General features: G+C 61.9%; 20 protein-coding genes. 12 read left to right on the forward strand and 8 right to left on the reverse strand.

What is annotated here, in order from left to right:
* Nucleotides 1–29 precede the first annotated feature (29 nt).
* The 4 genes from ELS24_RS10875 to ELS24_RS10890 form a co-directional block, all read right to left on the reverse strand.
* On the reverse strand, nt 30–1,604 hold the full coding sequence (locus ELS24_RS10875; protein WP_127184116.1) for an ABC transporter substrate-binding protein: 1,575 nt from the start codon (nt 1,602–1,604) through the stop codon (nt 30–32).
* Between the two features lie 249 nt (nt 1,605–1,853).
* Nucleotides 1,854–3,098, reverse strand: coding sequence for a Zn-dependent hydrolase (locus ELS24_RS10880; RefSeq protein WP_127184117.1), 1,245 nt, complete (start codon nt 3,096–3,098; stop codon nt 1,854–1,856).
* Nucleotides 3,095–3,838 carry a FadR/GntR family transcriptional regulator gene (locus ELS24_RS10885; protein ID WP_127184118.1) on the reverse strand — a complete coding sequence of 248 codons (744 nt, stop codon included), beginning with the start codon at nt 3,836–3,838 and terminating at the stop codon, nt 3,095–3,097. The genes ELS24_RS10880 and ELS24_RS10885 overlap by 4 nt, the downstream gene beginning before the upstream one ends.
* A gap of 155 nt (nt 3,839–3,993) precedes the next feature.
* The gene (locus ELS24_RS10890; protein ID WP_127184119.1) at nt 3,994–4,266 is read right to left on the reverse strand and encodes a hypothetical protein; all 273 of its coding nucleotides are present in this window, start codon (nt 4,264–4,266) and stop codon (nt 3,994–3,996) included.
* Between the two features lie 126 nt (nt 4,267–4,392).
* Between ELS24_RS10890 and hemN the strand changes: the two genes are divergently transcribed.
* Entirely contained in the window at nt 4,393–5,820 is a 1,428-nt protein-coding gene (gene hemN / locus ELS24_RS10895) for an oxygen-independent coproporphyrinogen III oxidase (protein ID WP_205736962.1), read from the forward strand.
* Between the two features lie 21 nt (nt 5,821–5,841).
* On the opposite strand, the gene ELS24_RS10900 is transcribed toward hemN, so the two are convergent.
* Nucleotides 5,842–6,585 carry a response regulator transcription factor gene (locus ELS24_RS10900; RefSeq protein ID WP_050448600.1) on the reverse strand — a complete coding sequence of 248 codons (744 nt, stop codon included), beginning with the start codon at nt 6,583–6,585 and terminating at the stop codon, nt 5,842–5,844.
* A gap of 510 nt (nt 6,586–7,095) precedes the next feature.
* On the opposite strand from ELS24_RS10900, the gene thrS reads away from it, so the two are divergent.
* The 6 genes from thrS (at nt 7,096) to ptsP (ending at nt 13,369) form a co-directional block, all read left to right on the forward strand.
* Entirely contained in the window at nt 7,096–9,048 is a 1,953-nt protein-coding gene (gene thrS / locus ELS24_RS10905; protein ID WP_127184120.1) for a threonine--tRNA ligase, read from the forward strand.
* A 20-nt stretch (nt 9,049–9,068) separates the two neighbouring features.
* Nucleotides 9,069–9,623: a translation initiation factor IF-3 gene (gene infC / locus ELS24_RS10910; protein ID WP_081451529.1), complete on the forward strand. Its 555-nt coding sequence runs from the start codon at nt 9,069–9,071 to the stop codon at nt 9,621–9,623.
* A 157-nt stretch (nt 9,624–9,780) separates the two neighbouring features.
* The gene (gene gshB, locus ELS24_RS10915) at nt 9,781–10,752 is read left to right on the forward strand and encodes a glutathione synthase (protein WP_050448597.1); all 972 of its coding nucleotides are present in this window, start codon (nt 9,781–9,783) and stop codon (nt 10,750–10,752) included.
* Nucleotides 10,753–10,768: 16 nt separating this feature from the next.
* Nucleotides 10,769–11,170, forward strand: a complete 402-nt coding sequence (locus tag ELS24_RS10920; protein ID WP_050448596.1) for a PTS sugar transporter subunit IIA — start codon at nt 10,769–10,771, stop codon at nt 11,168–11,170.
* Nucleotides 11,171–11,286: 116 nt separating this feature from the next.
* Complete coding sequence (locus ELS24_RS10925) at nt 11,287–11,556, forward strand: HPr family phosphocarrier protein (protein ID WP_050448595.1); 270 nt, start codon at nt 11,287–11,289, stop codon at nt 11,554–11,556.
* A 154-nt stretch (nt 11,557–11,710) separates the two neighbouring features.
* Nucleotides 11,711–13,369 carry a phosphoenolpyruvate--protein phosphotransferase gene (ptsP, locus tag ELS24_RS10930; RefSeq protein WP_050448594.1) on the forward strand — a complete coding sequence of 553 codons (1,659 nt, stop codon included), beginning with the start codon at nt 11,711–11,713 and terminating at the stop codon, nt 13,367–13,369.
* Nucleotides 13,370–13,519: 150 nt separating this feature from the next.
* Here ptsP and amt read toward each other — a convergent pair whose 3' ends face one another.
* The 3 genes from amt to ELS24_RS10945 all read right to left on the reverse strand — a co-directional run bounded on the left by amt (nt 13,520) and on the right by ELS24_RS10945 (nt 15,659).
* Nucleotides 13,520–14,758: an ammonium transporter gene (gene amt / locus ELS24_RS10935; RefSeq protein ID WP_050448593.1), complete on the reverse strand. Its 1,239-nt coding sequence runs from the start codon at nt 14,756–14,758 to the stop codon at nt 13,520–13,522.
* Nucleotides 14,759–14,790: 32 nt separating this feature from the next.
* On the reverse strand, nt 14,791–15,129 hold the full coding sequence (locus tag ELS24_RS10940) for a P-II family nitrogen regulator (protein ID WP_006218735.1): 339 nt from the start codon (nt 15,127–15,129) through the stop codon (nt 14,791–14,793).
* 194 nt (nt 15,130–15,323) lie between these two features.
* The gene (locus tag ELS24_RS10945; RefSeq protein ID WP_127184121.1) at nt 15,324–15,659 is read right to left on the reverse strand and encodes a hypothetical protein; all 336 of its coding nucleotides are present in this window, start codon (nt 15,657–15,659) and stop codon (nt 15,324–15,326) included.
* Between the two features lie 140 nt (nt 15,660–15,799).
* Between ELS24_RS10945 and ELS24_RS10950 the strand changes: the two genes are divergently transcribed.
* From ELS24_RS10950 to pheS, 5 genes are all read left to right on the forward strand, one after another.
* Complete coding sequence (locus tag ELS24_RS10950; protein WP_006218738.1) at nt 15,800–16,051, forward strand: accessory factor UbiK family protein; 252 nt, start codon at nt 15,800–15,802, stop codon at nt 16,049–16,051.
* 163 nt (nt 16,052–16,214) lie between these two features.
* Nucleotides 16,215–17,750, forward strand: a complete 1,536-nt coding sequence (locus ELS24_RS10955) for a YifB family Mg chelatase-like AAA ATPase (protein ID WP_127184122.1) — start codon at nt 16,215–16,217, stop codon at nt 17,748–17,750.
* Nucleotides 17,751–18,155: 405 nt separating this feature from the next.
* The gene (gene rpmI, locus ELS24_RS10960) at nt 18,156–18,353 is read left to right on the forward strand and encodes a 50S ribosomal protein L35 (RefSeq protein ID WP_006218740.1); all 198 of its coding nucleotides are present in this window, start codon (nt 18,156–18,158) and stop codon (nt 18,351–18,353) included.
* 15 nt (nt 18,354–18,368) lie between these two features.
* Nucleotides 18,369–18,728 (forward strand): 50S ribosomal protein L20, encoded by a 360-nt coding sequence (gene rplT / locus ELS24_RS10965; protein ID WP_006218741.1) that lies wholly within the window; start codon nt 18,369–18,371, stop codon nt 18,726–18,728.
* A 77-nt stretch (nt 18,729–18,805) separates the two neighbouring features.
* The gene (gene pheS / locus ELS24_RS10970; protein WP_006218742.1) at nt 18,806–19,828 is read left to right on the forward strand and encodes a phenylalanine--tRNA ligase subunit alpha; all 1,023 of its coding nucleotides are present in this window, start codon (nt 18,806–18,808) and stop codon (nt 19,826–19,828) included.
* The last annotated feature ends 1 nt before the right edge of the window (nt 19,829 follow it).

Genomic DNA, 19,829 nt, shown 5'->3' on the forward strand with positions numbered 1-19,829 from the left:
GGGATCTCCACGGCGGCGTCTTGCTGCGCTTACTTTTCGATGTAGACGTCGTCGAACGATTCGTTCAGGCCAATGGCGGTCTTGACCAGGTTCTTGACGTTGGCGCGATACAAGGTGGGGAATTCCATGTCCACCATGAAGCCGTTGGCCACTTCGTTGACCAGGGTCGTCTGCAGCTTGGAGTAGAGCTCCTGGCGCTTGGCCGGATCTACTTCAGAGGCGGCTGCTTCCCACTGCTTGTCGGTCTCGGGGTTGCTGTAGCCCTGCACGTTCGCAAACGGCGAACCCTTGACGATGTTCGACGAGATATACAGACGCTGCACGCCCAGCGCCGGGTCGCCGTACTGGTAGGTGAAGTTGGTGGTCAGGTCGAAGTCCCAGTTGCCGGTGCGGCTGGCCCAGCCGCCTGCATCCGTGGATTCCAGGTTCACCTTGAAGCCCAGTTGTTCCAGCGCCTGCTTGGTGTATTCGCCCAAGCGGTCCCAGGTGGAACCGTAGGGGAAGCTCAACTGGCGAATCGTGTAGTCCTCGGGCTTGATGCCCGATTCCTTGATCAGCGCACGCGCCTTTTTCATGTCGAACGGCATGGGCGGGGTGTTCTTGTCGTAGAACATTTCGGTGGTGACGAACGGGCCGGTCGACACCTTGCCCAGGCCGAAGAAGATATTGTTGACCACCATCTTGCGGTTCATCGCGGCCATGACCGCTTGACGCACCTTCAGATTGTCGAAGGGCGGCTTGCGCATGTTGAACAGCAGGTAGGCCTGCGGCGAGAACATTTCCCAGCCGGCCGTGGTGTATTCCACCTTGGGCAGGGCGCGCAGGCGCTTGATGTCGACGTTGTCCACGTCGCCGCCGCGCAGCACGTCCACGCTGCCGCGTTCAAAGGCCACCGCGCGCGAAGCCGCGTCCGGGATCACGTTGAACACCAACTCGTCCAGGTACGGCAGGCCCGGCTTCCAGTAGTTGGGGTTGCGCGTCAGCTTGATGTATTCGCCGCGCTTCCATTCCTTGAACATGAAGGGACCCGTGCCCACCGGCTTCTGGTTGGCCGGATTGGTCATGAAATCGGTGCCGGCATACAGATGCTTGGGCATCATGGGTGCGAAGCCCGGTTCGAACATCAGCATGAAGGCCGGGAAGGCGGTCTTCAGCTTGATGACGACGGTCTTGGCGTCGGGCGCGGTGACCGAATCGACGAACTTGTTCAGGATGACGCGGGCGCGGGCATGCGTCTTGGGCAGCATCTCGGCCAGCGAGAACACCACGTCTTCGGACGTGAACGGCTTGCCATCGTGCCACTTGACGTTGTCTTGCAGGTGGAAGGTGTAGGTCAAGCCATCGGCCGACGCCTCCCAGGATTTGGCCAGGCCCGGCATGGGCTTCAGGTTGGTGTCATAGGTCAGCAGGCTTTCGTAGATCTTGCCCGCGACGAATTGCGTGGGCCCCTGCTGGTTGATGGCCGTGACAATCACGGGCGGCTCGGGCTGAACAATCATGTTCAGGGTGCCGCCCTTGGTCTGGGCCAGGGCTTGGGTGGCGGGGAGCGCGGCCGCAAGGACCAATGCGCCGATGCTTAGGGAGAACCATTTCTTCGATTTCACTGCGAGCCTCCGGGCTGGAAAGGGACTGACAGGTGACCGCCGCTGCGCGGCGGATGCCGTGCTTTGACAAGCAAACCTTGTGCCACCTGGGTTTCTCAGGGGTACTACAGGTGAAGCCGCTACAGCCATGCTTCGTACAGGTGCTGGGTAAGGCAGGCCGCGCACCATTGCGGCGAAATCGGCAGTGCACCGCGGCGTGCCGGACGTGGTCGGCATGGGCGGCGCACTGATCAAGTTAAAACGTGGCCGCTAGCGCGCGGCGTTGGCTCGCGCCACCATGGCGTCAAGCAGGACGTTGCAACCGGCTTCCAGATGCTCGGGCTGCGCGTCTTCAATTTCGTTGTGGCTGATGCCGTCCTTGCACGGCACGAAGATCATGGCGGTAGGCGCCACCGCGGCCATATAGACGGCATCGTGGCCGGCGCCCGTCACGATGTTCATGGCGGGCAGGTGGCGGCTGGCCGCGCCCTGGCGAACCTTGTCCACCAGGTCGGTGTCGAACGGCGTGGGGCGGAAATACTGCACGTCTTTCAAATCGACTTGGACGCCATGGGCTACTGCGATGTCATCGCAGGCGCGTCGCCATTGCTGGTCCATGCGGGTCAAGGTGGCTTCGTCTTCGTGACGCAGGTCGGCGGTAAAGCGGACCTGGCCCGGGATGACGTTGCGCGATCCGGGGTGCGCGTGGATTTCCCCGACGGTGCCGCGCCCGTGCGGCTGATGCGCGTTGGCAATGTTGATTACTGTCTGCACCAGAAAGCTGGCGGCGAACAGCGCGTCGCGGCGGATCGCCATCGGGGTGGGGCCGGCGTGCATTTCCATGCCCGTCACCGTGATGTCGTACCAACGCAGGCCCAGCGATCCGGTCACCACGCCGATGGTTTTTTCTTCGTGCTCCAGGATCGGGCCTTGCTCGATGTGGGCTTCGAAGTAGGCGTCCACCGGGCGCCCGCCCACAGGGTCCGTGCCGGCATAGCCGATGGCGGCAAGCTCGTCGCGCACCGAAATGCCCTGAGCGTCCCGCGCCGATAGCGCCGTCTCCAAGGGGAACTTCCCGGCGAACACGCCGGACCCCATCATCACCGGCACAAAGCGCGATCCTTCCTCGTTGGTCCAGATGGCCACTTCCAGCGGCGCTTCGGTCTGCACGCCAGCATCGTTCAGTGTGCGCATCACTTCAAGCCCGGCAAGCACGCCGTAACAGCCGTCGAACTTGCCGCCGGTGGGCTGGGTATCGATGTGGCTGCCGGTCATGACGGGTGGCAAATCGTTGTTGCGCCCCGCGCGGCGCGCAAAAATGTTGCCCACCTGATCGACCCTTACGGTCATGCCGGCTTCGCGCATCCAGGCGGTGACCAGATCGCGGCCTTGGCCGTCAAGCGCGGTAAGCGCCAGGCGGCAGTTGCCGCCTTTGGGGGTTGCGCCAATTTGCGCCAGATCCATCAAGGACTGCCACAGCCGTTGGCCATTGATGGACAGGGAAGACGATGTCATGGGGCGCCTCGAGGGTCGGAAAGTGAGTCGAAGTCTTCACGCAGCCGTGCCAGGATGCCCAACAGGTGCGTGTGCATGGCGTGGCGCGCGCGGATCGGATCTCGCGCCGTGATGGCGTTCAGAATGCGTTGATGCTCGGCCTGGGCGGCGGCCCAGGCTCGTGTGGTGACAAAGTAATCCTGCATGCGGCTGTACACCGAGCTGGCCTGGCTGAGGTTCCACAAGTGCGCCACGGCCGAGGCCAGCGCGGCGTTGCCGCAGGCCGCGCCAATGGCGCTGTGGAACGCGCGGTCATGGTCGCCTGGCGCGTCGGTCAGCGACATGGCCGCGTGAGCGTCGCGAATGACGGCGATCTGCGCGGGGGTGGCCTGGTGCGCGGCCAGCGCGGCGCATTCCGGTTCGATCAGCATGCGCGCTTCCAGCAGGTCAAAGGGGCCGATGTCGTCCTGGCCGGCTGGTACGGCTACGCCGCCGGCGGGCAGGGCGGGAAACGCGGCGCCATCGGGCGCGATGGTGACAAACACGCCCGTGCCCACCCGCACCTCTACGTAGCCTTCGATTTCCAGTGCGATCAAGGCTTCGCGGATCGACGCGCGGCTCACCTGCAGTTGTTCCGCCAGTTCGCGCTCGGATGGCAGGCGTCCGCCTCGCGCGAAGTCGCCCGCCCGGATGCGGCCGGCGATCTGGTCGGCAATCATTCGGTAAAGACGGGTGGCGGCGACAGCCTGAAAGGTGCTCATCAATGGGGCGGCGCTATGGCCTGGTGGTCAGGCCACCAATATAGGCACGCTGCCATTGAAATAGAAGGGAAATATTGCTATTTCAGGGAAAACGATCAGAGGGATTTCACGTCTTCCTATCTGGTGGTCAGGCCAGTTAGGAAGCGTGCAGCCGGCTATTGCTGTTCGTTGTCGCCGTCGGGTTCCGGCGTCTGCGTGAAGGCGCGGACCAGGCGGGCGATGCCGTCCAGTTCGTCATGGGCGCCGACGACCCATTCGGGTTGCTCGAACGGGCTGTCCGAGGGCGCGTTGTCCATGTTTGCTTTCAGGTCGTTAAGCAGTTCCAGCGCCATATCGGTGGCTTGGGGGCTGCTGCGGGTGGAAAGGGCAATGGCAATTGCCAGCGCTTGGCGCATGGCCAGCAGGCGGCCGTCCAGTTCAGTGCCCATGAGGCGTCCTTGTTATGCAACGTGAAAGGGGGCATTTTAAGGTCCGGGCGAGTCCCGCGCGCGGGTGCGGGCAGCGTTTGCGCCAGATCAAGATGCGTCGGCAGGCATGGGCGAATAATTCCGGGTATGCAAGCCGCCCTACGCCCATCCGAATCGCCGCCCGCGCCTGTCGCCGCCGCGCCTTTTTTTCCCCCTCAGTTGCTGGCCAGGCTGGACAAGAACGGGCCGCGCTATACGTCATATCCCACGGCTGACCGCTATCACGGCGGCTTTGGCGAAGAAGACTATCGGCTGGCGCTGCGACAGCGGCGCGCCACCTGTCCGACCGAGCCCCTGTCGCTGTACGTGCACATTCCGTTTTGTGATTCGGTTTGCTATTACTGCGCGTGCAACAAGGTGGTGACCCGGCATCACGACCGCGCCGCCCGATACCTGGATGCGCTGGCAAGCGAAATTGCGCTGCATATCAACGAGCTGGGCGCGGGCGTTCCCGTGTCGCAACTGCATTTCGGCGGGGGCACGCCAACCTTTCTGTCCGACAACGAACTGACCCGCCTGATGCAGGACTTGCGGGCGGCTTTCCAGTTTGCGCCTGACGCCGAGATCTCGATCGAGGTCGATCCCCGCACGGCCACACCGCAGCGGCTGGCGCATTTGCGCGAATTGGGATTCAACCGGTTGAGCTTCGGCGTGCAGGATTTTGATGCGCGCGTGCAAAAGGCGGTGCATCGGGTGCAGTCTTTCGAAGACGTCCGGGCGCTGATGCAAAGCGCGCGCGCGCTGGGCTATGACTCGGTCAATATGGATCTGATTTACGGGCTGCCGCTACAGACCACCGAGTCGTTCGCTCGCACTATCCAGCAAGTGGTGGCGCTGCGCCCTGACCGCATTGCGCTGTATGCCTATGCGCATCTGCCCGAACGCTTCAAGCCTCAGCGCCGCATCAATGAGGCGGATTTGCCTGACCGCGCCACGCGCGTCGGTTTGCTCGGTTCCGCCATTGATGGCTTCCTGCAGCAGGGCTATACCTACATCGGTATGGACCACTTCGCGCTGAACACCGATGCGCTGGCGATCGCCAAGCAGCGCGGTGAATTGCATCGCAATTTTCAGGGCTACAGCACGCAGCCCGACCGTGACCTGATCGCGCTGGGCGTGTCGGCCATTGGCCGAATCGGCCACACCTACAGCCAGAACGCAAAGGGGCTGGATGCGTACTACGGCGCGATCGAATCCGGACATTTCGCGGTCGAGCGGGGTCTGGTGCTGTCGCCCGACGATCTGGTGCGGCGCGAAGTCATCATGGACATCATGTGCCAGGGGCACGTGGACTTCGCCGCCTTCGAAACGCGCCATGGCCTGCGGTTCGGTGATTATTTCAGCCGCGAACTGCTGCAAATGGCCAATCTGGCCGAATTGGGGCTGGTCAACCTGCGGACGGGTGACGTGCAGGTGACCGGCTTGGGTTGGTATTTTGTGCGAGCTGTCGCGATGGTGTTCGACGGTTATCTGGGCAGCGTCAGCAGCACTGCCAGCTATTCCCGCATCATTTAGGATCGCCGCCGCGCGGTGGGTTCATTCGGCGAACTTTTCGCGCAGGTAGAGCGCAAGCGACAGGTCATCAGCCAACTGAAGTTTGCGCATGGCGCGGCGCTTGTGGGTGCTGATGGTCTTTTTGCTTCGCATGAGCCGCGTCGCAATCTGTGTGACCGACAGGCCCTGGCTGATATGGCGCAGGATTTCGACCTCTGATGTCGTCAGCATCGCATGCGGATGCGTGGGCAGCAGCGGGCGGATCTTGCCGTCCTGCACGGAAAGAAAACCATCCTGGCCGCTAAGCACGCCTCGAATGATCTCGGGCAGCAGCACCATGCCCCATTGTTTGGCCAGGTAGCCGTTGGCGCCAGCACGATAGGCGGCATATTGCGTTTCCTGCCGGTTTCCGGCTGAAAACGTGATGATCGAAAGCGTAGGGTGGTAGCGGCGCAAGCGGCGCAGGAAGTTGACGCCATCCCAGGGCTCCTGCGGCAGGTAAAAGTCAATCAGGGCCACGTCACAGGGGGCGCTGCTCAGCTTTTCCAACAAGGCGCGGGCGGATGTTTCGCGATGCAGCACCCGAAACCCCGGCCGGCTTTCTAGATACGCGCCAACACCCAGCGCCACGACTGGATGGTCGTCAAGTATGGCCACCTTGATGACCGAAGGCAGGCGCGACAGCAGCAGGTGCCGGCGCCCGCCCGAACGGCCGCCGCTTTCGCCGCAGCGAGGCGGATTTGAAAGAGATGGCGCTTTGGTCACACGTTTTGGGACAGCTTTCATCGATGCTCCACGAGCCGGTAAATAGAACGTTGGTGGCGAGTTCTGCCGGCCAGAGTTGAAGTCCGGAGCACGCTCCGTGGTGAGTCGTAAATTTGCGATGGAAGGTTACGTTTTTGGACGGCTGTCCGGATAGGAATCACGTGAAAATCAGACCGTTGCACCTGTGTGCGAGCAATCGCTTTCGCTATGGCCATGCGAGGCTTCCGGAGGCGGGCGGGCTCAGCGGAAATGGTGCTACAATCGGCAACGTAATTAATGCCCCAATATTCATGCGCGCCGCCTTGGGCGCGTATCTACAGGTTTAGAATCATGTTTTTCCCGCTGGCACGAACTACGACCCGGAACTTTCGCCCTATGTCGCGTTAGTTTTTCGTGCGTCGGGTTCCACCGTGTCAGGTCAGCGGCAGAACTCAGCAAGACAACCAAAAAACGCGGCTCTCAAGCCGCGTTTTTCGTTTCCGTTTCCCTAGTTTGATTTTCTCGTTCCCAGAACCCCAGGAAGCACTCCCGATGGTACAGATCACATTGCCCGATGGTTCGCAACGCCAATATCCGGGGCCGGTCACGGTCGCCGAAGTGGCGCAGTCGATCGGTACGGGCCTGGCCAAGGCCGCCTTGGGCGGCCGCGTGACGTTTGAAGGCGCGGATTCCAAGCTGGTCGACACCAGCTTTCGCATTGAAGGCGATGCCCGCCTGGCGATCGTGACCGCCAAGGATGCCGACGGCCTCGACCTGATCCGCCACTCCACGGCTCACCTGTTGGCCTACGCCGTGAAGGAATTGTTTCCTGACGCCCAGGTCACCATCGGCCCCGTGATCGACAACGGCTTCTACTACGATTTCTCGTACAAGCGCCCGTTCACGCCTGAAGACCTGACGGCCATCGAAAAGAAGATGGCCGAGTTGGCCAAGAAGGACGAAATCGTGACGCGCGAAGAATGGTCGCGCGACGACGCCGTCGAGTTCTTCAAGGGCATTGGTGAAAAATACAAAGCCGAGATCATCGCGTCGATTCCGTCGAACGAGCCGCTCAGCCTGTATCGCGAAGGCAACTTCATCGACCTGTGCCGTGGCCCCCACGTTCCGTCCACGGGCAAGCTGAAAGTCTTCAAGCTGATGAAAGTGGCCGGCGCCTATTGGCGTGGCGACAGCAAGAACGAGATGCTCCAGCGCATCTACGGCACGGCCTGGGCCACCAAGGAAGAACAGGAAGCCTACCTGCACATGCTGGAAGAGGCCGAGCGCCGCGACCACCGCAAGATTGGCCGCGAACTTGACCTGTTCCACTTCCAGGACGAAGCGCCGGGCCTGATCTTCTGGCACCCCAAGGGGTGGGCGTTGTGGCAGCAGGTAGAGCAGTACATGCGCGCCATCTACAACAACAACGGCTACCAGGAAGTCAAGGCGCCGCAGATTCTTGACCTCTCGCTGTGGAAGAAGACGGGCCACTGGGACAACTATCGTGAAAACATGTTCACGACCGAGTCCGAGAACCGCGTCTATGGCCTGAAGCCGATGAACTGCCCGGGCCACGTGCAGATTTTCAATGCCGGCCTGCATTCTTACCGTGAACTGCCGCTGCGCTACGGCGAATTCGGCCAATGCCATCGCAACGAGCCCTCGGGATCGCTGCACGGCATGATGCGTGTGCGCGGCTTCACGCAGGACGATGGCCACATTTTCTGTACCGAAGAACAGTTGCAGGACGAATGCGCCGACTTCACGGCACTGTTGCAAAAGGTCTACCGCGACTTCGGCTTCACCGAAGTGCTGTACAAGGTCGCCACGCGTCCTGAAAAGCGTATCGGCTCGGACGAAGTCTGGGATACGGCCGAGCAGGCGCTGATGGAAAGCCTGCGCCGCACGGGTTGCGAATTCGAGATTTCCCCCGGGGAAGGTGCATTTTATGGTCCCAAGGTGGAATACACACTGAAAGACGCCATCGGCCGCCACTGGCAATGCGGTACCATTCAGGTCGACTTCTCGATGCCTGTGCGCCTGGGCGCCGAGTATGTCGACCAGAACGACCAGCGTCGTCCCCCGGTCATGCTGCACCGTGCCATCCTGGGTTCGCTTGAGCGTTTCATCGGCATGTTGATCGAAAACCATGCCGGTGCAATGCCGCCCTGGCTGGCCCCGGTGCAAGCCGTTGTATGCTGCATTTCCGAACCTTCGGCCGATTATGCGGCTGAAATAACACAAAGCCTGAAAAAACAAGGCTTTAGAGTAGAGTCCGATTTGCGCGGTGAAAAAATCACTCGTAAAATCCGGGAGCACAGCCTGCAAAAGGTGCCGTACATTCTTGTCGTCGGCGACAAGGAAAAACAAAATGGCACCGTAGCCGTTCGCGGTCTGGGTGGTTTGGACCTTGGCGCCATCGCATACGACGAATTCGTCGCGCGGTTGTCCGAGGATGTCTCCGCCCGTCGCGACGTCAATCAACCTGATAGCAGTGCTGCTTAACATTTCTAGGAGCTTTCAACATCGCCACTGAAAAAGCCAATCGCATCAACGGTGAAATCCGCGTCCCCGAGGTGCGCCTGATAGGTCTGGACGGAGAACAGCTGGGCATCGTCAAGATTGCCGACGCGTTCCGTCTTTCCGAGCAAAGCGACGTGGATCTGGTGGAAATCGCGCCGAACGCCGAGCCGCCGGTCTGCCGTTTGATGGACTACGGTAAGTTCAAGTACCAAGAGCAGAAGCGCCAAGCCGAAGCTCGTTCCAAGCAGAAGGTCATCCAGGTCAAGGAAGTCAAATTCCGTCCGGCCACCGACGAGGGCGACTACCAAGTCAAGCTGCGCAACCTGCGCCGCTTCCTCGAAGAAGGCGACAAGGCCAAGGTGACGCTGCGCTTCCGTGGCCGCGAAATGGCTCACCAGGAACTGGGAATGCGCGTGCTTGAACGTGTGCGTGACGATCTGCTGGAACTTGCCCAGGTCGAAGCCATGCCGAAGCTCGAAGGCCGTCAGATGGTCATGGTGCTGGCGCCCAAGAAGAAGGCTGTGCCCGCCGCGGGCAAGCCTGAGTCGGCGGCGTAAGTTCCTGCCTTGGCCTTCGCTTGAAGGCCTGGCCGCTTCCCATCCGACCCGCCGTCCATTCTGTGACCGGCGGGTTCGCTTATTGGGCGGCTCTGCGCTACGATGTAAAAAAGCTGCCTTCCCGTCAGGGAAGGCAGCGTACGTTCAGGGTGTCGCGATGCATGTATTGTTCGTTATTGATCCCTTGCCGCTTCTCAAGGCGTACAAGGACAGTTCGGTTGCCATGATGCGTGCCCTCGTGGCGCGCGGCCATACGCTTAGCGTGGCCATGCAGGGTGACCTTTACATCGAGGCCGGCACGGTCAAGGCTGTCACCACGCCTATCGCGCTGGTGGCGGATGCCGATCTGCACGGCCACGACTGGTGGACCGAGTCCGCCGCACAAGACCTGCCGCTGGCGGATTTTGGCGCCGTCGTCATGCGCAAAGACCCTCCCTTTGACATGGAATACGTGTATTCCACGCACCTGCTTGAATACGCCGAGGCACAAGGCGCGCGCGTCTTCAACAGCGGCGCCGCCATCCGCAACCACCCCGAAAAGCTGGCTATCACCGAGATCAGCGAGTTCACCGCCCCAACGCTGGTGACGCGGAACATGGCTCGCCTGAAGGCCTTTCACGACACGCATCACGACGTGATCGTGAAGCCCTTGGATGGCATGGGCGGCACCGGCGTGTTCCGCTTGCAGCCCAAGGATCCCAACCTGAACGCCATCCTGGAAACGCTGACCGACAACGGCGCGCGCACCATCATGGCTCAGCGGTATATCCCCGAAATCGTCAACGGCGACAAGCGCATTCTGCTGATCGGCGGCGAGCCGGTGCCGTATTCGCTGGCTCGCATTCCCTTGGCCGGAGAAACGCGCGGCAACCTGGCGGCCGGCGGCCGTGGCGTCGCGCAAGAATTGTCCGCGCGCGATCGCGAAATCGCCGAAGCCGTGGCCCCCAAACTGGCCGCTCGCGGCCTGCTGCTGGTGGGCTTGGACGTCATTGGCGATTACGTCACCGAAGTCAATGTCACCAGCCCCACCTGTTTCGTAGAGATTGCCGAACAGACCGGTTTCGATGTCGCGGGCATGTTCGTCCAGGCGCTTGAAAAAGCCGTGGCGACGACTGCTCTCGCGGCCTGATCTTTCTGGAACCGTCATGACCACGGGTATTGTTATCGTCGTGCACGCGCCCTTGGGCGCGGCGATGCGGGAATGCGCCAGCCACGTCATGGGCGACCTTGACGGCATGCTGGCCATTCACGATATCCAGCCCGAAGACCGGCCCGACGAACAGGCGCCCGCCGTTTTGAAGGATATTCTGGGCCAGGATCACGGTGCTGGCGTGCTCGTGCTGACCGACTTGATCGGCGCAACCCCCGCCAACATCTCCAAGCGCGCCGTGGCCGACGCCCAGGCACAGGGCATCCAATGCTGCGTTCTGGCGGGCTTGAACACCCCGATGCTTCTGCGCGCATTGACCTATCGCAATCTTCCGTTGGCTGAAACGCGTGAGAAGGCCTTGGCAGGCGGAGTGCAGGGCGTCTTGCGTGTAGACTGACGGGCAGAAATTTGCCCTAATATGTCGGCTGGTCATTCGAGTCGAAAAGCGGTTGGTGGTTTGGCTCTTTGCTGCGATCAACACTGCGGCGTTAATCCGCGGTCATAATATTTCCTATGCCTACAAAAGACATCGTCATCAGCAATAAGTTGGGTTTGCATGCGCGGGCCGCTGCCAAGCTGACGCAATTGGCCAGCAAATTTTCAAGCGAGGTCTTCATTTCTCGTGGCGCGCAACGCGTGAACGCCAAGAGCATCATGGGCGTCATGATGTTGGCGGCCGGGTTGGGTGTGACGGTCAAACTGGACGCTTCCGGCAACGATGCCGAGCAAGCACTTTCCGAAATCGAAACTCTGTTCGACAGCAAATTCGGTGAGCAGGAATAGAACAACCCCTGAATCCGTCAGCCTGGGCGTCGCCGAGGCTGGCCGGTCTACGACTCTGAACAATGCCCACGACGGGGCTGGCGGCGCCAGTCCCGTCGTTTGCCTTTACGGCAAGGGCGTCGCGAAGGGATATGCCATCGGCCGCGCGGTCGTCATGGGCGCTGCGGCGCTGGAAGTGGCGCACTACCGGATTGCCCCCGAGGACGTGGCCGCGGAAAGCGCCCGTCTGACGGAAGCCCTGGCATCGGCGCAGCACGAACTTCGGCAGTTGGCGGACACGCTGCCCGCCGACGCGCCGCGCGAGCTGGGCGCCATGCTGAACGTGCACAGCCTGCTGCTGGGTGATCCCTTGCTGGCTGAGCAAACGCTGGGCCTGATTGCCGAACGCCACTACAACGCCGAATGGGCGCTGACCACGCAAGGCCAGATGCTGGGCCAGCAGTTCGACGCCATGGAGGACGAGTACCTGCGCGAGCGCGGAGCTGACGTCCGCCAGGTGATAGAACGGGTGTTGCATGTGCTGTCCGGCACGTCGGTGATCTTGCCCGATATGTCGCACATGGGCGGTGACGACGCGCTGGTGGTCGTGGCGCATGATATTTCCCCAGCGGACATGCTGCGCTTGCGCGGTGGCCGCTTCGCCGCCTTCGTAACAGATCTGGGCGGTCCCACGTCCCACACCGCCATCGTGGCGCGCAGCATGGGTGTGCCTGCCGTGGTAGCCATGGGCAATGTGCGTGAACTGGTGCGCGACGGCGACATGCTCATCATCGACGGCGCGGCCGGCGCGGTGGTGGTTAATCCCTCTGATCGGATTCTTCAGGAATACCGCCGCCGTCAGGCCGCCTACGCCGATGAACGCGCTGAACTCGGCTTGCTGCGCGACGAACCTTCCGTCACGCTTGATGGCATCGATATCGTGCTGCACGCCAACATCGAACTGCCCGAGGAAGCCGCCTTGGCGCTGGCTTCCGGCGCGCACGGCATTGGTTTGTTCCGCAGTGAATTCCTGTTCATGGGCCGGCCCGACCTGCCTGGCGAAGAAGAGCAGTACGAAGCCTATTCCTCGGTGGTCAAGGTCATGGCGGGCAGGCCCGTCACGATCCGAACGCTGGATATCGGGTCGGACAAGACGCTGGACGGCGAAGCTACCGTCGCCACCAATCCTGCGTTGGGGCAGCGCGCCATCCGCTACTGCCTGGCGCGTCCTGAAATGTTCGCCACGCAGTTGCGCGCCATTTTGCGGGCGTCGGCACATGGCCCGGTCCGCCTGTTGATCCCCATGATTGCGCACATGCACGAAGTGGTGGCGACCAAGGCCGCCATCGAGTCTGCTCGCCGCGAACTGGATGCGCGCGGTCAGGCCTATGCGCCGCACATGGAAGTGGGCGCCATGGTGGAAGTGCCCGCCATCGCGATCGCGATCGAGCCGTTTGCGCAGGCGCTGGATTTCCTGTCCATCGGCACCAACGACCTGATCCAGTACACGCTGGCCATCGACCGTGGCGACCACGACGTGGCGTCGCTGTACGATCCGCTGCACCCCGCTGTATTGCGGTTGGTGGCCAACACCATCAACGCGGGCGAGCGCGCCGGCAAGCCGGTGGCCGTCTGCGGCGAAATGGCGGGCGATTCGCGCATGACCCGGCTGCTGCTGGGTCTGGGGCTGACTGAATTTTCCATGCATCCGCAGCAACTGCTGGACGTGAAGCGCGAGGTGCGCCGCGCGCACTCGAACGCTTTGCGGATCAAGGTGGCTACGGCGCTCAACCGCGCCTTGCCCGTCGACCTGGATGCGCTAGGCCCGACATGACCCCAGCCTGAACCGCCATACGCTGAACGCCCCGAGATGGGGCGTTTTTCTTGCTGCCGAGATGCGCAATGAAAAACGGCACCGGGGTTAAGCCCCGGTGCCGTTTTTCTGCAAGGCCCGCCGCAAGCGCAGCGGGCCTGCCATACCGCTTTAGCTGTGATACGCCGATTCGCCGTGGCTGGTGACGTCCAGGCCTTCGCGCTCCTGGTCTTCCGGCACACGCAGGCCGCACAGGGCGTTGGCGATCTTGTAGGCAATCCACGCCACCACACCGGACCAGACAACGGTCAGCAGCACGCCTTCCAGCTGGACCCACAGTTGGTGGGCGATCATGCCGGGTTCAGCCAAGCCAGGTCCGCCGAGGATCTGGGCGTTGAACACGCCGGTCAGCAGGGCGCCTACGATACCGCCCACGCCGTGCACACCGAACACATCCAGCGCGTCATCGGCACGCAACAGGCGCTTCAGACCATTCACGCCCCAGACGCAGACCACGCCCGCGACAACACCGATGATCAGTGCACCCACCGGGCCAACCAGACCGGCTGCGGGGGTGATGCCCACCAGGCCGGCGATTGCGCCAGACGCAGCGCCCAGCATCGAGGGCTTGCCCTTGACGGCCCATTCCGTGAACAGCCAGGCCAGGACGGCGCCTGCGGTGGCGATCATGGTGTTGAAGAAGGCCAGGGTGGCGTTCTCGTTGGCGGCCAGGGCCGAACCCGCGTTGAAACCGAACCAGCCCACCCACAGCAGGGCGGCGCCCACGAAGGTCATCGGCAGGTTGTGCGGCTGCATCGCTTCGCGGCCGTAGCCGACGCGCTTGCCAACCACATAGGCGCCCACCAGGCCGGCTACGCCTGCGTTGATGTGCACGACGGTGCCGCCGGCGAAGTCCAGCGCACCCGCGGCGTTAAGCAGGCCCGGTGCCGTTTCGGAGGCGAACCACACCATGTGGGCGATTGGCACGTAGGCGAACGTGAACCAGATCACCGTGAACACCAGCACCGCCGAGAAGCGGGCGCGTTCAGCAAAGCTGCCCACGATCAGCGCGCAGGTGATGCCGGCGAACGTGGCCTGGAACGAGGCGAACAGCAGCTCGGTCAGGGAGTTCGACATGGCGTACGAGCCATCAGCCGGGTTGAACATGCCAGAGAAGAAGGCGCGCGACAGGCCGCCGAAGAAGGCGTTGCCCTCGGTGAAGGCAAGCGAATAACCGTAGATGAACCAGAGAACCAGGCCCAGCACGAACGTGCACAGCACTTGCAGCAACACAGACAGCACGTTCTTGCTGCGTACCAGGCCGCCATAGAACATCGCCAGACCGGGTACGGCCATCATCAATACGAGTAGGGTAGAGACGAGCAACCAGGAGATATCTGCTTTATCCATTTTCAGGCTCCAATGAGTCTTTATTTATTTATTTACAGCGCAGCTTCGCCAGCTTCACCCGTGCGGATACGGATAACTTGTTCCAGGGGCGCGGCGAAGATCTTGCCGTCGCCGATCTTGCCGGTACGAGCGGCTTGCTCGATCGCTTCGATGACCTGATCGACAAGGTGGTCGGGCACGGCGGCTTCGACGCGTAGCTTGGGCAGAAAGTCGACGGCATATTCCGCGCCGCGATACAGCTCGGTATGGCCCTTTTGACGGCCAAAACCCTTTACTTCGGTAACAGTCAGGCCCTGGACGCCGATCCCGGATAGAGCCACCCGCACTTCGTCGAGCTTGAAGGGCTTGATGATGGCGATGATGAGTTTCATGGCATTTCCTCTCATGGTTGCACGTTGGCTACAGCTATTAAGCAATATCCATGCCATGTTTTTTGATGCGCGGGATACGGGGGGCAGGCGCAGGAGTTGTGCCTGTTTGCACCAATACGGGGCGTCGTGCACCACGATGCGGCCTCAATGTGGTGCGTAACGTGGGGATTCGGGCGTATGCAACAAAATATGTTTCAGGCTTGGTATTTGTAGCCAGTTAATGCTGCACCGGTTGCTGTTTGTATTGCGTTTTGCATTCCCCTGGCTGTCTGCGTGACAAGCGGCGATGTGGCGCGCAGCCTTGCGGGCCGGGCACCGCAAGAGTGCGACGGGCTCGTAAAACGGGGGCCGATGCGTGATCTCGGACGATCAAAATAACGGTTTTGCGTGATACCAGGGTTTACACGCATCAGCTTGTTGCGAAGCATCACCTGACGAAGAATCAACAAAAGGCAGTCGTCTGGCTGGTTCGCGAAGTCGGCAGGCCAGATGGGTTGCGCGTAACGATGTTGGTAGGGGGTTGCCGCCATGGCAGCCCGGTTTTCTCCTGTGCTTTGATGGGCGGTCACCGCATGCGGCCCGCCCTTTTTTTTGCTGGGCGCTGGGCTGCCTGCCTGCGACGGGTCGCCAAAGCACTACACTTGAGCCATCAAGAACACGAGAGGCCGCTATGAATAACCGCACCCAATGGATGGAAGACATCCAGAAGAATATTTCCGACCTGATCGCCCGTAGCCCGGCGGCTGATGTGGAACGCAATGTGCGCGCGATGATGACGCAGGCGTTCTCCAAGCTGGATCTGGTCACGCGCGAGGAATTCGACGTCCAAGCCGATTTGCTGGCCCGTACGCGGGCGCGCGTGGATCAACTGGCCGCCCAGGTGCAGCAGATGGAGTCGCGCTTGTCCGCCCTGGATAAGTGATCTGTCGCTAGCCGGCTTGCTGGCTCCAGACAAAACGACCGCCCCGTGCGGTCGTTTTGCGTTGACCGGCACGGGTCTGGATAAGGGACATCAATGTCCCGGTCGGCCGCGGCCCGCGCGCGAAATTGCCGATACTGGCGGTCTTGTATTCACGGAGACTGTCTTGACGCTTGCCGTACTTGCCAGCCGCGCGCTTAGCGGCATGCATGCGCATGCCGTCCGGGTCGAGACCCATTTGGGCCCGGGGCTGCCCAGCTTCAACGTCGTGGGGCTTGCCGACACGGAAGTGCGCGAAAGCCGCGAACGCGTGCGCGCTGCGATTTTGAATAGCGGATTCGATTTTCCGTCGGGCCGGATCACGGTGAATTTATCGCCAGCCGACATCCCGAAGGAATCGGGGCGTTTTGATCTGCCCATCGCGTTGGGCTTGTTGTTGGCATCTGGCCAACTGGCCGCGCCTGTGGGGGGTGACGATGTAGCGGGCAAGCCGCCTGTGTCAGATCCGTCGCTGGCGGATCTGGTGTTTGCGGGCGAGCTGTCCCTGACAGGCGCTTTGGTGCCGGTTGCCGCGCCTTTGGTCATTGCGTTGAGCGTAGCCCGCGATGCCCCTGGCGCCACGCTGATTTTGCCGACGGGCAGTGCCGAAGAAGCTGCCTGGGTGCCGGACTTGCGTGTCTTGTCGGCACGCAGCCTGGCCGACGTTGCCGCGCATGCCTCGGGCGCGCACTTGCTGCCCGACGCCATCCCCAAAGCGTGGCCGCAAGCGCCTCCCGGGCCATGCCTGTCCGATGTGCGAGGGCAGGCTGGCGCCAGGCGGGCCTTGGAAGTGGCCGCGGCGGGCGGACACAGCCTGCTGATGGTGGGGCCGCCTGGCGCGGGTAAAAGCATGCTGGCGGCGCGTCTGCCAGGGTTGCTGCCGCCACTGGACCGGTCTCAGGCGCTGGAGGCGGCGGCCGTTGCCACCTTGGCGGGCATGCCGCAAACATTGATGGGCCAGCCGCCGTTTCGCTCGCCGCACCATTCCGCGTCGGTTGCCGCGTTGGTAGGAGGGGGAAGCCGGCCGCGACCCGGCGAGATCAGTCTGGCGCACAATGGCGTGCTGTTCTTGGACGAATTACCCGAGTACAGCCGACGCACCCTGGAGGCACTGCGCGAGCCGTTGGAAGCGGGCAGGGTGGTTATCGCCCGAGCGTTGCACGCCGCACAGTTTCCGGCGCGCTTTCAACTGATCGCTGCGATGAACCCCTGCCCATGCGGATGGCGCGGGCATCCCGTGCGGGCCTGTGTATGTAGCCCCGACCAAGTTGCGCGCTATGTGGGCAAGATATCGGGCCCGCTACTGGACCGAATCGACCTGCACATGTCGCTGCCGCCTTCTGATCCGGAGTCCATGGCGGGGCCGGCGGGCGAGGCCTCCCGCCATGTCCTGGAGCGGGTGAGGCGGTGCCGTCAGCGCCAGCATGACCGGCAGGGCAAGCTGAATGCCGCGTTGAGCGGCGCGGAGCTTGATCAGTACTGCGTGATGCAGGCAGACGCCCAAACGCTGCTTTTTCAGGCCATGCGCCGCCTGTCCGGGTCTGGTCGAGCCCTGCACCGGGCGTTGCGGGTTGCTCGCACAATCGCCGATCTTGATGGGGCGGACGAGCTGGGCGCCGGTCACGTCGCGCAGGCGGTTCAATACCGCCGGCCGGGTTTGTAGGGTTGCTGGGAAGCCGGCTGAGCATCCGCTCCGGGTTTTTCCGCATTCCGGCTCGACAACAACCCGGAAATCACCATATAATCAAAGGCTTTCCCGGGTCTGGGCTCCTTATCTGCCAAGTTCCTGGGGAGAGATCCTGAAAGAAATTCCAGGGAACTGGTTTCCGGAAAGAAGTTTCCGGGAAGCGGTTTTGAGGTAAGCGATTTCAGGAAAGCGGTGGCGCTTCAAGTCAGGCGTTGCCGGTAGCAATACCCTAGCACTATCCCAGCAATACCCCCAAGAAGTGGCAACAGGTTTACAAGTCTTGCCGTTGTGTCGGTACCAGCCCTCGGGCTGCCAGCCACCAGCGCCCAAGCACCTCGCGTCATGTCAAATCAACAACGAGTTTAAGTTTAGGGAATCATCATGCCCAAGATGAAAACCAAGAAAAGCGCTTCCAAGCGCTTTAAGGTTCGCGGCAGCGGCTCCATCAAGCGCGGTCAGGCGTTCAAGCGCCACATTCTGACCAAGAAGACCACGAAGGCCAAGCGTCAATTGCGCGGCTCGACGGCCGTTCATGAATCCAACGTGGCCTCCGTCAAGGCCATGATGCCTTTCGCTTGATAAGGGAGTCTTAATATGCCTCGCGTCAAACGCGGCGTAACTGCCCGCGCACGTCACAAAAAAGTCATTGCCGCCGCCAAGGGTTACCGTGGCCGCCGCGGTAATGTGTTCCGTATTGCCAAGCAAGCAGTCATGCGCGCTGGCCAATACGCCTACCGCGACCGTCGTAACAAGAAGCGCACGTTCCGTGCTCTGTGGATCACGCGTATCAACGCTGCTGTCCGCGAACATGGCGTCAGCTACAGCGTGTTCATCGCTGGTCTGAAGAAGGCTTCGATCGAACTCGACCGTAAGGTCCTGGCTGATCTGGCCGTGCGCGACAAGGCCGGCTTTGCCGCCATCGTGCAGCAAGCCAAGGCTGCCTTGGCTGCCTGATCGCGCGCTTTAACTCATCGCGCATCGCTGCAAACGGGGCTGTAATAGCCCCGTTTGCGTTTTGAAGGCTGGATTTCATGACTCTATTGGTTGACGACCTGGTCTCCCAGGCGCAAGAACGGTTCGCCGCGGCTACGGATGCCGCCGCGCTTGAGAACGCAAAGGCTCGATTCCTGGGTAAGGAAGGCGCACTGACGGTGCTGCTCAAAGGCCTGGGCAAACTCGATCCCGAGCAGAAGCGCGAGATGGGCGCCCGGATCAATCAGGCCAAGCAACAAGTCGAAGAGCTCTTGAATTCGCGCCGCGCCGCATTGGCGCAGGCGGAACTGGACGCCCGACTGGCCTCTGAAACCATTGACGTCACCCTGCCGGGCCGCGGTCGCGCGCCGGGAGGCATCCATCCGGTGATCCGGACCTGGGAACGTGTGGAAGCCATCTTCCGTTCCATTGGCTTTGACGTGGCCGACGGCCCCGAAGTGGAAAACGACTGGACCAATTTCACCGCCTTGAACAACCCGCTGGACCATCCGGCGCGTTCCATGCAGGACACGTTCTACGTCGACATGAACGACGCCGACGGCCTGCCGCTGCTGCTGCGCACGCACACCAGCCCCATGCAGGTGCGTTACGCCCGCATGCACAAGCCGCCCATCAAGGTGATTGCACCTGGGCGCACCTATCGCGTCGACAGCGACGCCACGCATTCGCCCATGTTCCACCAGGTGGAAGGGCTCTGGATCGCCGAGGACATCTCGTTTGCCGATCTGAAAGGCGTGTACACCGATTTCCTGCGTTGCTTCTTTGAAAGCGATGATCTCGTCGTGCGTTTCCGTCCGTCGTTCTTCCCGTTCACGGAACCGTCCGCCGAAATCGACATGATGTTCACCTCGGGTCCCAACCGTGGCCGCTGGCTGGAAATTTCCGGCTCGGGCCAGGTGCACCCCGAAGTGGTGCGCAATTTCGGCCTTGATCCCGAGCGCTACATCGGCTTTGCCTTTGGTTCCGGACTTGAGCGCCTGACGATGTTGCGCTACGGCGTCAACGACCTGCGCCAGTTCTACGAAGGCGATTTGCGCTTCTTGCGCCAGTTCAACGAATAAC

This window comes from Achromobacter spanius, assembly GCF_003994415.1.
GTDB lineage: Bacteria > Pseudomonadota > Gammaproteobacteria > Burkholderiales > Burkholderiaceae_B > Achromobacter > Achromobacter spanius_C.

Bases quoted from the DNA above. Each gene is read 5' to 3' on its own strand.
- ELS24_RS10900 (WP_050448600.1), bottom strand. From the start codon at position 6,585: ATGAAAGCTGTCCCAAAACGTGTGACCAAAGCGCCATCTCTTTCAAAT.
- ELS24_RS10880 (WP_127184117.1), bottom strand. From the start codon at position 3,098: ATGACATCGTCTTCCCTGTCCATCAATGGCCAACGGCTGTGGCAGTCC.
- pheS (WP_006218742.1), top strand. From the start codon at position 18,806: ATGACTCTATTGGTTGACGACCTGGTCTCCCAGGCGCAAGAACGGTTC.
- ELS24_RS10940 (WP_006218735.1), bottom strand. From the start codon at position 15,129: ATGAAACTCATCATCGCCATCATCAAGCCCTTCAAGCTCGACGAAGTG.
- ELS24_RS10885 (WP_127184118.1), bottom strand. From the start codon at position 3,838: ATGAGCACCTTTCAGGCTGTCGCCGCCACCCGTCTTTACCGAATGATT.
- ELS24_RS10920 (WP_050448596.1), top strand. From the start codon at position 10,769: ATGACCACGGGTATTGTTATCGTCGTGCACGCGCCCTTGGGCGCGGCG.
- rpmI (WP_006218740.1), top strand. From the start codon at position 18,156: ATGCCCAAGATGAAAACCAAGAAAAGCGCTTCCAAGCGCTTTAAGGTT.
- ELS24_RS10950 (WP_006218738.1), top strand. From the start codon at position 15,800: ATGAATAACCGCACCCAATGGATGGAAGACATCCAGAAGAATATTTCC.
- amt (WP_050448593.1), bottom strand. From the start codon at position 14,758: ATGGATAAAGCAGATATCTCCTGGTTGCTCGTCTCTACCCTACTCGTA.
- hemN (WP_205736962.1), top strand. From the start codon at position 4,393: ATGCAAGCCGCCCTACGCCCATCCGAATCGCCGCCCGCGCCTGTCGCC.
- gshB (WP_050448597.1), top strand. From the start codon at position 9,781: ATGCATGTATTGTTCGTTATTGATCCCTTGCCGCTTCTCAAGGCGTAC.
- ELS24_RS10890 (WP_127184119.1), bottom strand. From the start codon at position 4,266: ATGGGCACTGAACTGGACGGCCGCCTGCTGGCCATGCGCCAAGCGCTG.
- ptsP (WP_050448594.1), top strand. From the start codon at position 11,711: ATGGGCGCTGCGGCGCTGGAAGTGGCGCACTACCGGATTGCCCCCGAG.
- thrS (WP_127184120.1), top strand. From the start codon at position 7,096: ATGGTACAGATCACATTGCCCGATGGTTCGCAACGCCAATATCCGGGG.
- ELS24_RS10925 (WP_050448595.1), top strand. From the start codon at position 11,287: ATGCCTACAAAAGACATCGTCATCAGCAATAAGTTGGGTTTGCATGCG.
- ELS24_RS10945 (WP_127184121.1), bottom strand. From the start codon at position 15,659: ATGGCGGCAACCCCCTACCAACATCGTTACGCGCAACCCATCTGGCCT.
- rplT (WP_006218741.1), top strand. From the start codon at position 18,369: ATGCCTCGCGTCAAACGCGGCGTAACTGCCCGCGCACGTCACAAAAAA.